This window comes from Tropicimonas sp. S265A (genome assembly GCF_049800835.1).
Lineage (GTDB): Bacteria > Pseudomonadota > Alphaproteobacteria > Rhodobacterales > Rhodobacteraceae > Dinoroseobacter.
On record NZ_JBNAFU010000012.1, the window covers coordinates 36,838 to 52,369 of the forward strand.

Consider the following 15,532-nt stretch of genomic DNA (forward strand, 5'->3'; position numbering starts at 1 on the left):
AAGATGCGGACAGGTGTACGCAAAGAAAAATCCGCCACAAGGGCGGATTTTCCAAACTTTCGGTAAGTCGCTGGACGACTTAGCTTTTCTTGCGGCGCATCATGCCCAGACCACCGACACCGGCCAGCAGCATCAGGGCAGTTGCCGGAAGCGGCACTGCGGAGATGCCGATCGCGTCAACGTCAAAGCCGTCGAAGCTGGTGGTGCTGCCGAAGAATGTCTTGGTGATGTCGACGATCAGGATCGAGTCGAACGCACCATTGACGATCACGGAGCTTTCACCGCTCGGGGAGTTGGTGATAACGCCCAGAAGCGGGGACACGACACCGCCCAGAACAGCGTAGATCTCAGCCGCTTCGTCGTGGTCGTTGTTGCGGTTCGTCGTGATCTCGTACGACGTTGCGGTACCGCCCGGGAAAGGCGCACCAGCGAAGGTTACCTCGATGCTGCCGCCGAAGCCGAGCGCCGTGAAGACACCGTCGGGCGAGCCCAGTGCGTTGTTTTCATCATAGCGGGTCGGATCGTATGCCGAACAGTCTGCAGGACCGCCCGTGCAGAAGCCTTGAGTGTAATCAACGACAGTGTCCGCGAAAATCGAAGCAGCGTTTGCCGCGGCGCCGCTGACGACAAGCGCGCCTGCAACCAAAAGTGTTTTCACAAGTTTCATTCTTGCACTCCATCGCCTCACTAATGATCCAAGCGGTGCTGGATGAGGCATCAAATTTTTACACCAAAAGCCCACGGAAATGTGGACTAACCAAGTTCAACGTACCTCAAGGCAGGGGGGTCCGCAATAATTCGATTAACAATTTGGAAAGATTTGCCCGGAAAAAGCCTTTTTTTTGTCGCTCTGCCCAAGAATCGTCCTGTGGACCCGTGTCCGGCGCGGCACGTCCAGCCCCAAAACCCGGCACAAATCCGGTCGCGCGGTCGATGTTGGAGAAATTTTGAAGCATTTTCAATTTATTAGAACGATTCTCTCGAAATCACCTCTGCGCGGGCCTGCAAATGGCCATCTGGGCCATGTCAGGCAACAATCCGCTTTCTGCGACATGATTGTCCCATCCGCTATCGGGCCGGCAGGACAGGCCCAATTGAGACTGGATTCCGCGCGCGCCCGTGGTGTAAGCGAAACCGACAAATTTTCCGGTGTCCCTTTGACTTCCAATCCGTTCAGCGCGCGCGCCTACGTCGTGATCTCCCCCTGCCGCAACGAAGCAGATTACATGCGGCGCACGCTCGACAGCGTGGTTGGCCAGAGTTGCAGGCCCACCGCGTGGGTCATCGTCAATGACGGGTCCACCGACGACACCCAGAAGATCCTCGAAGACTACGCCGCGCGCCACGACTGGATAAAGGTCGTCGCCAAGCCCGACCGCGGCAAGCGGGCCGTGGGGCCAGGCGTTATCGAAGCCTTCTATTTCGGCCTGAAAACCGTTGATTTGCAGCCCTTTACCTACCTCTGTAAGCTTGATCTCGATCTGGACCTGCCGCCCCGGTATTTCGAAACGCTGATCGAACGCATGGAGGCAGAACCGCGCCTGGGAACCTGTTCCGGCAAACCCTATATCCGGCGCGGCGACACGCTGGTCTCGGAGCGCCGCGGCGACGAGATGTCGGTGGGCATGACCAAGTTCTACCGCCGCACCTGCTTCGAGGCGATCGGCGGCTTCGTACCCGAGGTCATGTGGGATGCCATCGACTGCCACAAGGCCCGTCAGCTGGGCTGGCTGGCCGCCAGCTGGGATCATCCGGACCTGAATTTCGAACACCTGCGCCCCATGGGATCAAGCCAGAGCAGCATCTATACCGGCAAGCGCCGCCACGGGTTCGGCCAGTATTACATGGGCTCGGACCCGGTCTATTTCGCGGCAACCTGCGTGTTCCGCATGGCCGAGCCGCCCTATGTGCTGGGCGGGCTGGCCATGATGCAGGGGTTCCTCGGGGCCTGGCTGCGCCGCGAGGCCCGCCACGGCGACACCGAATTACGGAACTTCATCCGCGCCTGGCAGCGCCGGGCGCTGCGCGTGGGCAAATCACAAGCCACTGCTGAATTCGAAGCGGCGCGGGCCGATCTGTTCCTCGACAGCCCCGCCTGACCGCGACAGAGCCAAGGACCCGCGAGATGCCAAGCCCCAAACGTATGATCAAGTCTCTGGTCAAGACCCCGCCGCAACCCAGGGTCCGCTTCGCCGAAGGGGAACCGCGCCCGGATTCCTACGACCAGTTCCGCATCTATGATGCGGAGATGCACGACGACACGCACCGGTCGGTTCTGTTCTTCACCACCCATAAATGCGCCAGCATCTTTCTGGGCGACATCATGCGGACCGCCAGCCAACTGTCGTCGATGCGTCATCTGAACTACGCCGCCGCGATCTACCGCATGAAGGACACGATCGACACGCGCGGATATGACCACACCGAGATCGAGCACCTCATCGCGCGGAATGCGGACCGCCTGTTCCGCCCGCGCGGCGAGATTTACGGCCCCCTGCGCCGCGGCGTCGATTTCCCGGAGCGCCGCGACTACACGCAGATCTTTTTCCTGCGTGATCCGCGCGACGTGCTGGTCAGCGCCTATTTCTCCTTCGGCGGATCGCACGGCACCCCCCACAGCACCGAAATGGCGCGCCTGTTTCAGGACGAACGCACCCGGATGCAGGAAGAGGGGATCGACCGCTACGCGCTGCGCGCCGCGCGGGACTGGATCGGACCGGTGTTCGAGGAATACGCCGCCTTCAAGCGCGACTCCGAACACAGCCACTATTTCTCCTATGATCTTTACAAGAACGATCCGGCCACGTTCCTGAAATCCGTCCTCTCCGCGATGGGGCTCGATCTGGACGTGGAAACCACACCTGAATTGCAGGCGTTTCTGGCCCGGGCGGTGAATGCCACGGCGCAACGTGCCCCCCAGACCAAGAAAACGCACCGCCGGTCGGGGCAGTCCAAGCAGTTCCTGACCGAGTTGAAGCCGGACACCGTGACCGAGTTGAATGACATCCTCGGGCCCGTGCTGGAGTTCTGGAATTTCGAGATCTGACCAGCGCGTCTCGGACAGCGCTCAGCCCGCGTCCTGCGCGGTCCTGATCTCGGCCAGAAGCCGGGCTGCGTTCGCGCGGTAATCAAACAGTTTCAATGCGGTGGCGCGCGCCGCCGTTCCGATGCGGGACGCGTACTGCGGGTCGTCTGCCAACTGGCGCAGCGCCGCGGTGATCGCCTCCACATCCTCCTGCGGCACCAGAAGCCCGTCGCGCCCATCATCAACCATGTCCGGGGTGCCCCCGATAACCGAGGAGATTACCGGCAACCCGCAGGCCATCGCCTCCATCACCGCCACCGGCGCGGCCTCGCCCTGGCCGATGCTGGTCAGCGCCAGGGCATCCGCGCCCTGCAGCAAGCTCAGCACGCGGTCCTCGGACACGGACCCGATCAGATCCACCTGATCCCCGAGGCCGAGTGCGGCGATCTCGGCGACAATTGCCTCCCGCGCGGGGCCGTCCCCGGCGATGGTGTAGTGCACCGGCGCCCCGCCCGCATCGCGCAGCGCCGCCATCGCACGCAGAAAGAACCGGTGCCCCTTGGTGGGATTGAGCCGCGCAATGCTGACAACTTCGAACGGGCGGGCCCTGGCCCCCTCCGGGGCCGGGGCCGGGGCAAAACGGTCGGTGTCGACCCCCATCATGATCACAGGGGCAGGCAGATCGGCACGCACGGACCGGATTTCATCGGCAAGGGGCCGCGTCACCGCACTGACAAACCGCGCGCGGGCCATCTTGGATCCGTGGTCCGTGCCATAGACCGGCAGGTTGCCGTGCAGGGTCAGGCTGTAGTCGATCCCACCCAGAATCTGGGCCAGCGCGCCCAGATGGGCGGCATTGGCGCAAGAGTGGATATGGACGTGGTCAATGCCCTGCGCCTGGCAGAGCCTCACCAGCTCCACGGCAGACGGGATCAGCCCCACCAGCCGGGCACGGCGCGCGGCGGGGGTTTCCCGCAAGCCCTGCACGTAGCGCAGCGCGGCAAGGGCGGCGCCGGGCCTGCGGGCCAGAAACAGGGCCGCACGACCGATATCGGGGGGAAACACATACGTCGTCCGTGCCACGGCCGCCTCGCGGAACGTATGCGGGCATGCCTCGGGCGCAGGCTTGCGGGTCGAGACGATCTGCACCGGCGCACCTGCCGCCTCCATCGCGGCGATCTCGCGCCAGAAAAAGGCATGGGTCTGGCCGGGGAATTCCGGGATCAGCATCGCGATGCCGCGCGACCCGCCAGGTTTGGCCGCATCTGCTGTCATACTCACATCCCGTCCCTGGTTCTGCACTCGGATGTGCGGCCTGCCGACCACACCTGTCGCGCCGCAAAATAGCAAGGCTGACGGTTCTTGCTATCAAGTTCCGCCGAACCGTAGAAAGAGAAGGGCTGCGGATGATTTAAGCCACAGTCCGGCGCACCCGGCACCCGCCCCACAGGCAGCAGGATAGACCACGCACGATGGAGACCCTTTCACTGGACCAAGCGCAAGCGCGCGACTGGGACGCCATCGTGATCGGGGCCGGACTGGGCGGTGGAATCGCCGGACGACGCCTGGCCGAGGAAGGCCTGTCGGTGCTGTTCATCGAAAAAGGAGCGGCCGGATACCCGACCGAGGAAAACGGCACGGGCAATCGGGCCAAAAGCCCCGAGGCGCGGCTTCTACGCGGGCTCTGGCCGAAAATGGTCGAGGCGCGCGTGGGCGGCACCACACAGCAATTCTTCGCCCCGATCGGCAGCGGGGCGGGCGGCTCGTCGGTGTTCTATGCGGCAGCCCTTGAACGGCCCGAGCCGCACGATCTGGATGATCTGCCGGGTCTGCCCCATCCCGCAGGCGGCTGGCCGGTGGGCTTTGACGCCTTTGGCCCGTGGTTTGATGAAGCCGCGCGGATCATGCATCTGTGCGGCACGGACGATCCGCTCTCCGGGGCCGCACCCCTGCCGTTGAACGACCCGCCCCCCGCACGGGAGACCGACACCGCCACGCTGGAGGATCTGCGCGCGCTTGGGTTGCATCCCTACCGGCTCAATCTTGCGCTGAAGACCCCCGCCACATGCCAATCGTGTTTCGGGCATAAATGCCCGCGCGCCTGCAAGATGGACGGGCGCTCCGCCGGGGTGCGCCCGGCGCTGGCCACCGGGCGCGCAGGATTGCTGACCTATGCCGATGTCGAGAACATTCGCGCCGCGGACGGGCGCGTGACAGGGGTCCGCGTGCGCAAGGACGGCGCCGAGGTGGACCTGTCGGCCTCGGTTTACATTCTGGCCGCCGGCGCGCTGGGGTCACCGCGGCTGCTGCTGGCCTCAGATGTGGCCAATTCCAGCGGCTGGGTCGGGCGCGGGCTGATGTTCCATCTCAACGAGATGTTCGCGCTTTGGCCTGGAAACCGGATGCCAGAAGGGGAAACGCCGTCGAAATCCGTGGCCCTGCGGGACATCTACACCAAGGATGGCGCGCGGTTCGGCATGGTGCAATCGATGGGGCTGGAGGCGAGCTACGGCAATATCTACCACCACCTGACACAGGTGTTCGACCGCTCGCCCTTGCGCCGGGTCCGCACGCTGCGCGATCTGTTGCGCATCCCCGCCGCGATCGCCGCGCGCGTGTTCGGGAATGCCGGGATCTATGTCGGGTTCATCGAGGATTTTCCCCTGCCCGAGAACCGCGTCGTGCTGAACGCAACCGATCCGGAGGTTCTGACCTTCGAGTACCGCTACACGCCCGAGCTTCTGGCCCGGCGCACCGCGTTCCGGCGCGCGATCAAGGCGGGCCTGAAGGGGCGGCGGATGTTCTTTCTGTCGCAATCGCCTGCGCTGAATTACGGCCACCCATCGGGCACGCTGCGGTTTGGCACAGACCCCGCGACATCGGTGCTGAACCCCGACTGCCGGGCCCATGATCTGGACAATCTTTATGTGGCGGATGCGTCCTTCATGCGCAGTTCGCTGGGGGTGAACCCGAGCCTGACGATCGTGGCCAATGCCCTGCGCGTGGCCGATATCATCGCCAGGCGTCAACCCCGCGCGGAGGCCGCATGACAGAGACTGACCCCACCGCTCCCCAAACCGCCCCGATTGCAGTCGTCACCGGTGCCGCCCGGGGGCTGGGGCGCGCCTTGGCGACCGAGCTCTGCGCCCGCGGCGTATGTGTGGCCGGGATCGGTCGCAGTGCCACGTCTCTGGCCCCTGTGACAGAGGCCTTGGCAGAGCATACGTTCCTGCCCGTCGTGGCCGATATGGCGGACCCGGACGCGGTCGCCGCCGCCTTTCGGGAGGTTGATGCCGCCTTCGGCCCCGTAGAGATCCTGATCAACAACGCCGCCGTCTATCCGCACCGCGATATCCTTGAGGAAACGCCGGGCAGTTTCATGGACACGCTTGCCATCAATCTGGGTGGGCCCGTCGCGGCCAACCACGAGGCCCTGAAACGCATGGTGAAGACCGGGCAGGGCCGGATCATCACCGTCACCTCCTATGCCGGGCGGCGGCCTGCACCGATGTCGGCGGCCTATTCGGTCTCCAAGGAAGCCGCGCGCGCCTTGCACCGCGCGCTACATGCCGATCTGGGCGATCGCTTTCCGGGGATCATCCTGACCGACTGGATTCCCGGCGCGTTGAACACCGAGATGGGCATTTCAAACGGGCTTGATCCGGCACGGGTGGCCCGCTGGGGGGCAGAACTGGCCCTGTCGCGAGACCGGTCGCTGAACGGGGCGATCTTTGACGAGAACCGCGAAGACCTGCCGCCGCAATCGTTCAAACGGCGCCTGTTCGAGAAAGTGACAGGCCGCGCGCGCCGACCGCGCGTGCTGCCGGGCTAGCTGCGCGGGATCGCCAGAATGGCCTCGGTGTGCAGCCACCATCCCAGGACCATCAGGCCAAGCGTGAGGGCAAAGAACACCGCGTCATGCACCGGGTCCCAGGCCCGGTATCGCTTGGTCAGCGCAACCATGATCGGGTAGTGAAAGAGCGTCGCAACGGCCGGCGCCAGGGCCGCCCCAATGATGCCGAAATTGATGATCCCGACCAGCAAGGCCACAAGGCGCAGCGCCCCGCGGCTGATGACAAGCAGGGCATGCTTGTCCGAGCGGTTGTTCGACAACAGGATCGTGTCATAGCTGCCGACGATCAGCAGCGGCAGGAACCCGATGGCGATCAGCACCAGCATACCGCCCCCAAGGTAATAGCGCGGATCGTACAGCAATCGGATCAGGGGATCGCCAAAGATGATCATGACCGCGCTCGCGCTGAAGGCCGCGCCCGTCAACAGGAACCGGGCCCGGAACAGCTTGCGGCGGTTTTCATCGCTTTTGTGCGGCGGTCTGCGACTGTAGAGCGGGAACACGATCTTGTTGCCCAGCCCCCTCAGCAGTTCCATCGGCACGGCCGCCAGCGTGAAGGCCACCGTGTAGATACCCAGCATGTCCAATTCGACAAACTTGCCGAGAATGGCCCGGTCCCCGCTGTTGGTGACAAAGGCCGCCGCGGTGCTGAGCAGGATGAACGACCCGAACCCGATGAGATCGCGCAAGGCCGCGCGATCAAATGCAAAGCCGTCCGAAATGCCGGTCAGGAAATGACGCAGCAGCATGTTGCGCAACACGCTTCCGATCAGATTGCCGAAAACCAGCGCCCAGACAGATTGCAACATCCAGGCCAGAAGGATGGTGATGAGCACGATCAGGACCTGACTGATGAACTGGATCGCCATCATGCGCCCCAGCATCAGGTGGCGACTTGCCGTCATGACACGCGCGGGCATCAACCCGTTGAGAACCAGTCCAAGGGCGGCCACGGGCAAAAGCTCCGCCAGAAGGGGCTCTTCGTAGAAATCGGCGACGTAAGGCGCCGCCAGCACCACGATGAGGGCCAGCACGATCCCGCGCAGGACCTGGACCGTCCAGGCCGTGCGGATGAAAACGGGGTCGTCCCCGCGCTCATGCTGAACGATCGACGCCTTGATGCCGACATCCGAAAACATCTTCAGCCCCGACATGAACACCTGCATCAGCGCCATCAGGCCGAAAGCTTCGGGAAAGAGCAGGCGCGTCAGAACCAGGTTGGACAGAAGCCGGACGAAACTTGCACCACCAAACTTCAGGACAACGAAAATCGATCCGCGGCGCGCCCGCGCAGCCAGCCCATCGCCCGTCAGTTTGTCCTTGAGAGAGGCCAGCATCGCGCCGCTACGCCTTGCCAAGCGGCAACGACCCGTCCGCAAACCGGGACAGCAGTTCCGGCGCCTCTGCCCGGGCCTGCCGGTAGAGCGCTACATCGTCGGCATAGTACTCGTCGACGAACGCATGCACTTCGGGCATATCCAGCACGCCGCTGCTCTCGGCCGCACTTGTCCGGGTGGCCAGAACCCCGAGGGCGGCATCCTTGATACGTGTGTGCAGGCCCTGTGGCAGACGCTTGCGCAGGAACCCGTTCACGCGAAACGCCAGGGGTCCCATCCATTTCGCGCGCAGATCCACATTCTGATTGCTGCGCCGGTCGGCATCCATCGGCGTGCCGGTCTTCTGTGACAGATAGGCGATGAACGCGCCCACATGCTCGATTGGAACAAGGTGGTCGACCATTCGGTCAGGCCCGTCAAAGACAAAGGAGCTCTGTCGGGCGAAAAAGATCATGCGGGCCGACGGCGCGTCGATCTCGGCGACCAGATCATCCATGATCTCCAGCGTCCGGGCGCGCAGGGTCTCGGGGTCGATCAATGTCATCGGCGTCCGCTCATACCGCCAGAGCGTCTGGCGAAGGGAGGAGCCGAACCGGCTCAACGGATCGCGCAGGATCGCAAAAGAACTCAGATCATGCAGATACGCATAGTTCTCGGGAAAATACTGCCGCAACTGCGACAGGGGCACATGCCCGTAATCGATTCTGCCCAGCTCCGGATGGGGCCCGGGCAGGGCCATCGCGATATGATCCGGATCACAGGCCGCAATCTGGGTGCGGACGGATGTGCCTGCACATTTGGGGACGTGGACGAAAACGAAGCGATGCAGGGGACTTATGATCATGAACCTGTCCGGCTTTGGGGCTGCGGGGCGCGGACGCGGCGACCTTATTCCTTGCGCGCCTTCATGTACTGGGTCATCGCGTGGATCAGGCTTTGATGCGTATCTTCGACGATGCCGTAATTGTCGACCTCGATATGCACCACATGCTGGGCCAGTTCCTTGAGTTTGCCGCCCTTGAACCCGACGAACGCGATGGTCGGAACACCCTTTTCATTGGCGTATTTGCACGCTTCGACAACATTGGGCGAATTGCCGCTGGAACTGACCACCAGAAGCGCGTCGCGCTCGGTCAGGTAGTATTTCAGCTGTTCGGAGAACACCGCATCATAGGATATATCGTTGGCCAACGCCGTCAGCATGGGCACGTTGGAGGCAAGCGAGATGGTCCGGAACGGCGGATGACCATCCACATGCGTCCCCTTGGAGCAATCGCAGACCGTGTGATCGGCAATCGCGGCACTCCCGCCATTGCCCGCCACGAACACCGTCCCCCCCTTGGCGGTGATGTCGTCGAACACGGCCAGGATATCCGCCATCGGGCCCTTGTCGAACGCCAGAAGAGCCTCGGCAAACCGCTGGTAATAGGACGCGATGAAATCTTCAAAATCTGCCACTGGAAAATCCCTTCTCAAAGCCGTCTGCGTTGGGTGTTGAGGATGCACCTTCATTTGTCAACGAACCAGACAAGGACAGGCAATCTGCCCGCTGGTTGTTGCGCAATTCACCTGCTTGCAGGCAATTGTTGACCATTTCCGGCAGCAGTCTTGCCCCGTTTATATGCCATCGCTACGGTCCCGGCGAAGAACGACACCGGTGCTGACCTGATGATACACTACATGACCACGAATGGCGTGGGCGACGCCTGGGTCGGCAATGAATTGCGTGTCGTCAAGGCCAAGGGCATCCCCTTTGCGCTCAATGCGCTGAACCCGCCGCGACAGTCCTATTTTGCCTCCGACGACATCGCCGAAATGGCGCGCGACACCTATGAAATCTACCCTTTGTCGGCCTTCGCCGCCGTGCTGGCCTTCGCCGCCGCCCCCTTGCGGTTCGGCCCGCGGTTTTTCGGGGCGCTGTGGAATGCGCTGACCGGCCCGCGCGAGTCGTTTCGCAACCGCGTGGTGGGGCTGTGGCACCTGATGGTGGCGTGCCACTGGGCAGCGGCCCTGCGCAACCGCGAGGTGCACCACATCCATTCGCAATGGATCCATTCGGCCGGGACCGTGGCGATGTATGGCGCGTGGCTGCTGGATCGCCCGTTCAGCTTCACCGGGCATGCCGCAGATCTCTTTCGGGAACGCTGCGCGCTGAAAGACAAGATCAGGCGCGCGGCCTTCATCATCTGCATCTCGGAATTTCACCGCCAGTTCTACACTGATGAGGGCGCGGACCCCGCCAAGCTCCACGTGGCCTATTGCGGGATCGACACGTCCCATTTCAGCCCGCGGCGGCGCACCCGCCCCGACGGCGCGCCGTTTCACATCCTGTCCTCGGGCCGGTTGGTCGAGAAGAAGGGTTTTCACATCCTGATCCAGGCCTGTGGCCTTATGAAAGAGCGCGGGTTCGATTTTCGCTGCACCATTGCCGGCAGCGGCCCGCTGGAGGCAGAGCTGCGCGCGCAGATCACCGCCGCCGGGCTGGAGGATCAGGTGCAGATGACCGGCGAGGCCCTGAAGCAGGAAGACATCCCCGGCTTCATGGAGCAGGGCGATGCCTATACCCTTGCCTGCGTCTGGGCCTCCGACAACGATGTGGACGGGCTGCCGCAAATGCTGATGGAGGCGATGGCCTGCGGGCTGCCCGCCGTGTCCACGCAACTGGTGGGCATCCCGGACCTGATCCTTGACGGGGAAACCGGGCTTCTGGTGCCGCCCGAAGACGCCACAGCGCTGGCAGATGCGTTGATGCGCCTTGAAAAAGACCCTGATTTTGCCACCCGACTGGCCCAGCAAGGCCGGGAACGGGTGGTCCAAGTATTTGACCTCGACACGTGCCTCGACCCCTTGCTTGACCGGTTCCGGGCTCAATTGGAGCGCCCCTTATGATCATTACCCAGACTCCCTATCGCGTCAGTTTCGCCGGTGGCGGCACCGACCTGCCCGCGTTTTACGAACATGAATACGGCGCGGTGCTGTCCGTTGGCCTGATGCGGCACATGTACGTGACTGTCTCGCCGCGCTTCGACAAAACGACACGCGTCGCCTACACCAAGGTCGAGATCGCCGACGAGATCGACAAGATCGAACACACCATCGTCCGTGAGGCCCTGCGCATGACCGGGCTTGGCGAGCATCTGGAGATTACCACCGTGGGCGATGTGCCCTCGGGCACCGGGCTCGGGTCGTCCTCATCGCTGGCTGTCGGTGTGCTGAACGCGCTGCATGCCTATAAAGGGCAGGTCACCAGCCCCGGCATGCTGGGCGAGAAATCCTGCGAGATCGAAATCGACATCCTCGGCAAGCCGATCGGGCGCCAGGACCAGTATGCCGCCGCCTATGGCGGGGTGAACTACATGCGGTTCAATCCGGATCATTCGGTGGATGTGGAGCCCGTGCCGGTGGATGGGGGGTTCATCAAGGCGCTCGAGGATCACATCCTGCTGCTCTATACCGACCAGCAGCGCGATGCGGATGCGATCCTGCAAAAGCAGTCCGATGGATCCGCCGACAAGATGACCGTTCTGCGCCAGATGCGCGATCTGGCCGGCGAAATGCGCATCACCATGGGCAAGGGCGATCTGAACGAGTTCGGCGAACTGCTGCACCAGGGATGGGAGCTCAAACGCTCACTCGGCTTCGGGATCACCAATGCAGGCGTCGATGAATGGTACACCGCCGCGCGGGAAAACGGCGCCATGGGGGGCAAACTGCTGGGGGCAGGGGGCGGTGGCTTCCTGCTGGTGATGGCCCCGCCGCACAAGCACGCTGCCATCCGGGCCGCTGTCGGCCACCCCAAGGAGCTTGAGTTCCGCGTCGACCGGCGCGGCAGTCGCGTGATCTTCATCTCTGACCGCTACGCGTTCTGAGGAGGCCCTTATGAAGGTACTGATCACAGGCGGGGCTGGCTTTATCGGCTCGCACACCGCAGACGCGCTTCTGGCACGGGGCCATCAGGTCCGGGTGCTGGATATCCTGCAACAACCGGTGCACCGGGGCGGCGAAAAGCCCGCCTATCTGGACCCCGAGATCGAGTTCATGATCGGCGATGTCCGCGACGAGGCGGCGTTGCTGGCCGCGATGCGCGGGGTGGACGCGGTCTATCATCTGGCCGCGTTTCAGGACTATCTGCCCGAGTTCTCGAAGTTCTTTTCGACCAATGTGACCTCCACCGCGCTGATCTACGAGCTGATCGTGCGGGAAAAGCTGCCCATTCAGAAGGTGATCGTTGCCTCCAGCCAGGCGGCCCTTGGCGAGGGGCTTTATCTGGATGCCGACGGGCGCCGGGTGCTGCCGGGGCTGCGCCCGGATGAAAACCTGCGCAAGGGGCTCTGGGAAATCCAGCCGGGGCCGGGTCAGACCGGGCCCCTGCAATACCAGGCCACCGATGAAACCGTGGCCAACCCGCAGAACTGCTACGGGACCTCCAAGATCGCCGAGGAAAACGTCGCCCTGAACCTCGGGCGGATGTACCAGATCCCGTCTGTCGCCATGCGCTACTCAATCGTGCAAGGCCCCAGACAGAGCCTTTACAACGCCTATTCAGGGGCCTGCCGCATCTTTTCACTGTCTTTTCATGCGGGCCGCGACCCGGTGATCTACGAGGATGGCAACCAGGTCCGGGACTTCGTCAATTACCTCGACGTGGTCGATGCCAATCTCAAGGTCCTCGAAGACCCCCGCGCCGATTACGAGATGTTCAATGTAGGCGGCGACAAACCCGTCACGGTTGGAGAGTTTGCCTGGGTCGTGGGGCAGGTGTTCGGGCGTAACGACTACACGCCAAACGCCTCGGGCAAGTACCGGTTCGGGGACACGCGCCATATCTTGTCGGATGTCTCCAAGCTGAAGGCGCTGGGGTGGAAACCCACGCGCAGTACCGAGGATTCGGTGCGCGCCTATCGCGACTGGATGGAAACAGCCGCCCCCGCCGAAGACATTCTTGAGCAATCCGACAAGCTGATGAAGGCGCTCGGCGTCGTGCGGGAAGTTGGAGTATGAGCGTCAAGGCGATCCTGCTGGCAGGGGGGCTGGGCACGCGGCTGCGCCCGCTGACCAATACGGTGCCGAAATGCCTGATCCCCGTGGGCGGGCGGCCCATGCTGGATTATTGGTGCGATGCGCTGGAAGCCGCTGGCATCTCGGAGGTGCTGCTGAACACCCATCACCTGCCGGACCCGGTCCGCGCCTATATCAGGACCGCCAATGCCACGCGATCCCTGACCCTGACCGAGACTTACGAGCCCGAACTTCTGGGCTCCGCCGGGACCGTGACCGCCAATCGCGGCTGGATGGACGGGGCAGAGGCCTGCGTGGTGATCTATGCCGATAACCTGTCGACCCTCGATCTGTCGGCCATGGTCACCTTTCATCGCGGCCACTTGCTTCCGATGACCATGGCGCTCTTTCACACGCCCTACCCATCGCAATGCGGGATCGCGACGCTGGATGCGGCCGGCCGGATCACCGAGTTCATCGAGAAACCGGAACAGCCCAAATCCGATCTGGCCAATGCGGGGATCTACGTGGTCGATGCCGACGCCTGGCGCGAGATCGCGGATATGCGCGTGTTCGACTTCGGCCATGACGTGCTGCCGGAATTCGTCGGACGCATGCAGGGTTATGCGTTTGAGGGCTATCACCGCGATATCGGCACGCCTGCGGCCCTTGAGCAGGCCGAAAAGGACGTTGCAGGCCTCTTCCCGGAGCGGTCATGACCCCTGCGGTATTTCTGGACCGGGACGGCACGCTGATCGAGCTTGTGCACCACCTGACGGAGCCGGATGATGTACGGCTGATCCCAGGCGCTGCAGAGGCGGTAAAAGCCCTACGAAGAGCCGGTTTTTACATCGTGATCGTCACCAATCAGTCGGTGATCGGGCGCGGCAAGCTGACCGAGGCCGGGCTGGCGGAGGTCCATGCGGAAATGCACCGCCAACTGGCCACCGAGGGCACAAACGTTGATGCGATCTATTTCTGCCCGCTGGCGCCAACGATCAAGGACCCCACGGTGATCGAGGATCCCATGCGCAAACCCGGGCCCGGCATGCTGTTGCAGGCCGCGCGGGAGCATGACCTTGATCTGGCCCGCAGCTGGATGGTCGGCGACACGATCTCCGACATGCTGGCAGGGCAGAATGCGGGCTGTCGGTCACTTCTGGTGGCCACCGGCTATGGCGACAGGGTTCCCCCAGACGCCCCGGGCATCACCGCCCGCGTCCCCGATCTGGCCGCGGCAGCCGACCTTATTCTGACCGAAACCGTATTGAACGACGAGGATACGCCATGAAAATTCTGATCACCGGCGGGGCCGGCTATGTTGGCAGCGCCTGCCTGCGTTACGTTGCCAGCCAGGGCCATGAGGTGATGGCCTTCGACAATCTGGTCATGGGCCACCGCGACGCGACCGATGGCCACCCGCTGGTCGAAGGCGACATTGCCGATACGGAGCTTCTGACCAAGACGCTCAAGGACTTCGGGGCCGATGCGGTCATGCACTTTGCCGCCGCCACCTATGTGGGCGAGTCGGTCGAGGACCCCGAATATCACTACCGCAACAATATCGGTGGCACCCTGAGCCTTTTGCAGGCGATGCGCGCCGCGGGCGTTGACCGGCTGCTGTTTTCCTCCACCTGCGCGACCTATGGCATGACCCAGTCTGAAACCATGTCCGAGGCCACGCCGCAGGATCCGTTCTCCCCCTATGCCCGCACCAAAATGGCGGTGGAATGGATGATCCGCGACTTTGCCCATGCCTACGGGATGGGGTTCACGCTGCTGCGGTATTTCAACGCCTCCGGTGCGGACGCCGATGGTCGCCACGGCGAGGATCACCGCCCCGAAAACCATCTGATTCCGCTGGTTTTGCAGGTGGCCCTTGGTCAGCGTGACGAGATCAAGGTGTTCGGCACGGATTATCCAACGCCCGATGGCACCTGCATCCGCGACTATGTGCACACGCGCGATCTGGCCTCTGCCCATCTGCTGGCGATCGAGGCGACCGAACCCGGCACGGCGGAGGTGTTCAATATCGGGACCGGACAGGGCCAATCGGTGATGGATATCATCACCGCCTGCGAGAAAGTGACAGGCAAAAGCATCCCGCGCACTATTACAGAGCGCCGCCCGGGCGACCCGCCGCGACTGGTGGCAGACCCGACAAAACTGAAAACCCAACTGGGCTGGGAGCCGGTCTATACTTCCATCGAAGACACGATTGCGACCGCCTGGGCATGGCACAAAGCCCATGAAAACGGGTACCCGGACAACTGAAGCTGGCCGCCGCGCGGAGCGGCGCTCAGCCTTTAGTTAACATAA

General features: G+C 63.2%; 15 protein-coding genes. 10 read left to right on the forward strand and 5 right to left on the reverse strand.

Translation table 11 applies throughout. From position 1 onward, the window contains the following. Positions 1-79 precede the first annotated feature (79 nt). Positions 80-667, reverse strand: coding sequence for a VPLPA-CTERM sorting domain-containing protein (locus ACP15N_RS18910; RefSeq protein WP_425093881.1), 588 nt, complete (start codon positions 665-667; stop codon positions 80-82). A 490-nt stretch (positions 668-1,157) separates the two neighbouring features. On the opposite strand from ACP15N_RS18910, the gene ACP15N_RS18915 reads away from it, so the two are divergent. Both ACP15N_RS18915 and ACP15N_RS18920 read left to right on the forward strand, forming a co-directional pair. Beyond that, positions 1,158-2,099: a glycosyltransferase family 2 protein gene (locus ACP15N_RS18915; RefSeq protein WP_425093882.1), complete on the forward strand. Its 942-nt coding sequence runs from the start codon at positions 1,158-1,160 to the stop codon at positions 2,097-2,099. Positions 2,100-2,125: 26 nt separating this feature from the next. Continuing rightward, complete coding sequence (locus tag ACP15N_RS18920; protein ID WP_425093883.1) at positions 2,126-3,046, forward strand: sulfotransferase domain-containing protein; 921 nt, start codon at positions 2,126-2,128, stop codon at positions 3,044-3,046. Between the two features lie 21 nt (positions 3,047-3,067). On the opposite strand, the gene epsE is transcribed toward ACP15N_RS18920, so the two are convergent. Continuing rightward, positions 3,068-4,300 carry an exopolysaccharide biosynthesis GT4 family glycosyltransferase EpsE gene (gene epsE / locus ACP15N_RS18925; RefSeq protein WP_425093884.1) on the reverse strand — a complete coding sequence of 411 codons (1,233 nt, stop codon included), beginning with the start codon at positions 4,298-4,300 and terminating at the stop codon, positions 3,068-3,070. Between the two features lie 197 nt (positions 4,301-4,497). Between epsE and ACP15N_RS18930 the strand changes: the two genes are divergently transcribed. Further along, positions 4,498-6,075, forward strand: a complete 1,578-nt coding sequence (locus ACP15N_RS18930; RefSeq protein WP_425093885.1) for a GMC oxidoreductase — start codon at positions 4,498-4,500, stop codon at positions 6,073-6,075. Continuing rightward, positions 6,072-6,857 (forward strand): SDR family oxidoreductase, encoded by a 786-nt coding sequence (locus tag ACP15N_RS18935; RefSeq protein ID WP_425093886.1) that lies wholly within the window; start codon positions 6,072-6,074, stop codon positions 6,855-6,857. Before ACP15N_RS18930 ends, ACP15N_RS18935 begins: the two co-directional genes overlap by 4 nt. On the opposite strand, the gene ACP15N_RS18940 is transcribed toward ACP15N_RS18935, so the two are convergent. The 3 genes from ACP15N_RS18940 to ACP15N_RS18950 are packed head-to-tail and all read right to left on the reverse strand — an operon-like array spanning position 6,854 to position 9,673. After that, positions 6,854-8,236: an oligosaccharide flippase family protein gene (locus ACP15N_RS18940; RefSeq protein ID WP_425093887.1), complete on the reverse strand. Its 1,383-nt coding sequence runs from the start codon at positions 8,234-8,236 to the stop codon at positions 6,854-6,856. The genes ACP15N_RS18935 and ACP15N_RS18940 overlap by 4 nt on opposite strands. Then, positions 8,223-9,059, reverse strand: a complete 837-nt coding sequence (locus ACP15N_RS18945) for a hypothetical protein (RefSeq protein ID WP_425093888.1) — start codon at positions 9,057-9,059, stop codon at positions 8,223-8,225. The genes ACP15N_RS18940 and ACP15N_RS18945 overlap by 14 nt, the downstream gene beginning before the upstream one ends. A gap of 44 nt (positions 9,060-9,103) precedes the next feature. Continuing rightward, entirely contained in the window at positions 9,104-9,673 is a 570-nt protein-coding gene (locus ACP15N_RS18950) for an SIS domain-containing protein (RefSeq protein ID WP_425093889.1), read from the reverse strand. 150 nt (positions 9,674-9,823) lie between these two features. Between ACP15N_RS18950 and ACP15N_RS18955 the strand changes: the two genes are divergently transcribed. Genes ACP15N_RS18955 through galE form a run of 6 tightly spaced genes read left to right on the forward strand, consistent with a single transcriptional unit; the run spans position 9,824 to position 15,487 of the window. After that, positions 9,824-11,104: a glycosyltransferase family 4 protein gene (locus tag ACP15N_RS18955; protein WP_425093890.1), complete on the forward strand. Its 1,281-nt coding sequence runs from the start codon at positions 9,824-9,826 to the stop codon at positions 11,102-11,104. Further along, the gene (locus tag ACP15N_RS18960) at positions 11,101-12,084 is read left to right on the forward strand and encodes a GHMP kinase (protein ID WP_425093891.1); all 984 of its coding nucleotides are present in this window, start codon (positions 11,101-11,103) and stop codon (positions 12,082-12,084) included. The genes ACP15N_RS18955 and ACP15N_RS18960 overlap by 4 nt, the downstream gene beginning before the upstream one ends. A gap of 10 nt (positions 12,085-12,094) precedes the next feature. Next, complete coding sequence (locus ACP15N_RS18965; protein ID WP_425093892.1) at positions 12,095-13,216, forward strand: NAD-dependent epimerase/dehydratase family protein; 1,122 nt, start codon at positions 12,095-12,097, stop codon at positions 13,214-13,216. Then, the gene (locus ACP15N_RS18970; RefSeq protein WP_425093893.1) at positions 13,213-13,932 is read left to right on the forward strand and encodes a nucleotidyltransferase family protein; all 720 of its coding nucleotides are present in this window, start codon (positions 13,213-13,215) and stop codon (positions 13,930-13,932) included. The genes ACP15N_RS18965 and ACP15N_RS18970 overlap by 4 nt, the downstream gene beginning before the upstream one ends. Beyond that, entirely contained in the window at positions 13,929-14,504 is a 576-nt protein-coding gene (locus ACP15N_RS18975; protein WP_425093894.1) for a D-glycero-alpha-D-manno-heptose-1,7-bisphosphate 7-phosphatase, read from the forward strand. Before ACP15N_RS18970 ends, ACP15N_RS18975 begins: the two co-directional genes overlap by 4 nt. Further along, complete coding sequence (gene galE, locus ACP15N_RS18980; protein ID WP_425093895.1) at positions 14,501-15,487, forward strand: UDP-glucose 4-epimerase GalE; 987 nt, start codon at positions 14,501-14,503, stop codon at positions 15,485-15,487. Before ACP15N_RS18975 ends, galE begins: the two co-directional genes overlap by 4 nt. The last annotated feature ends 45 nt before the right edge of the window (positions 15,488-15,532 follow it).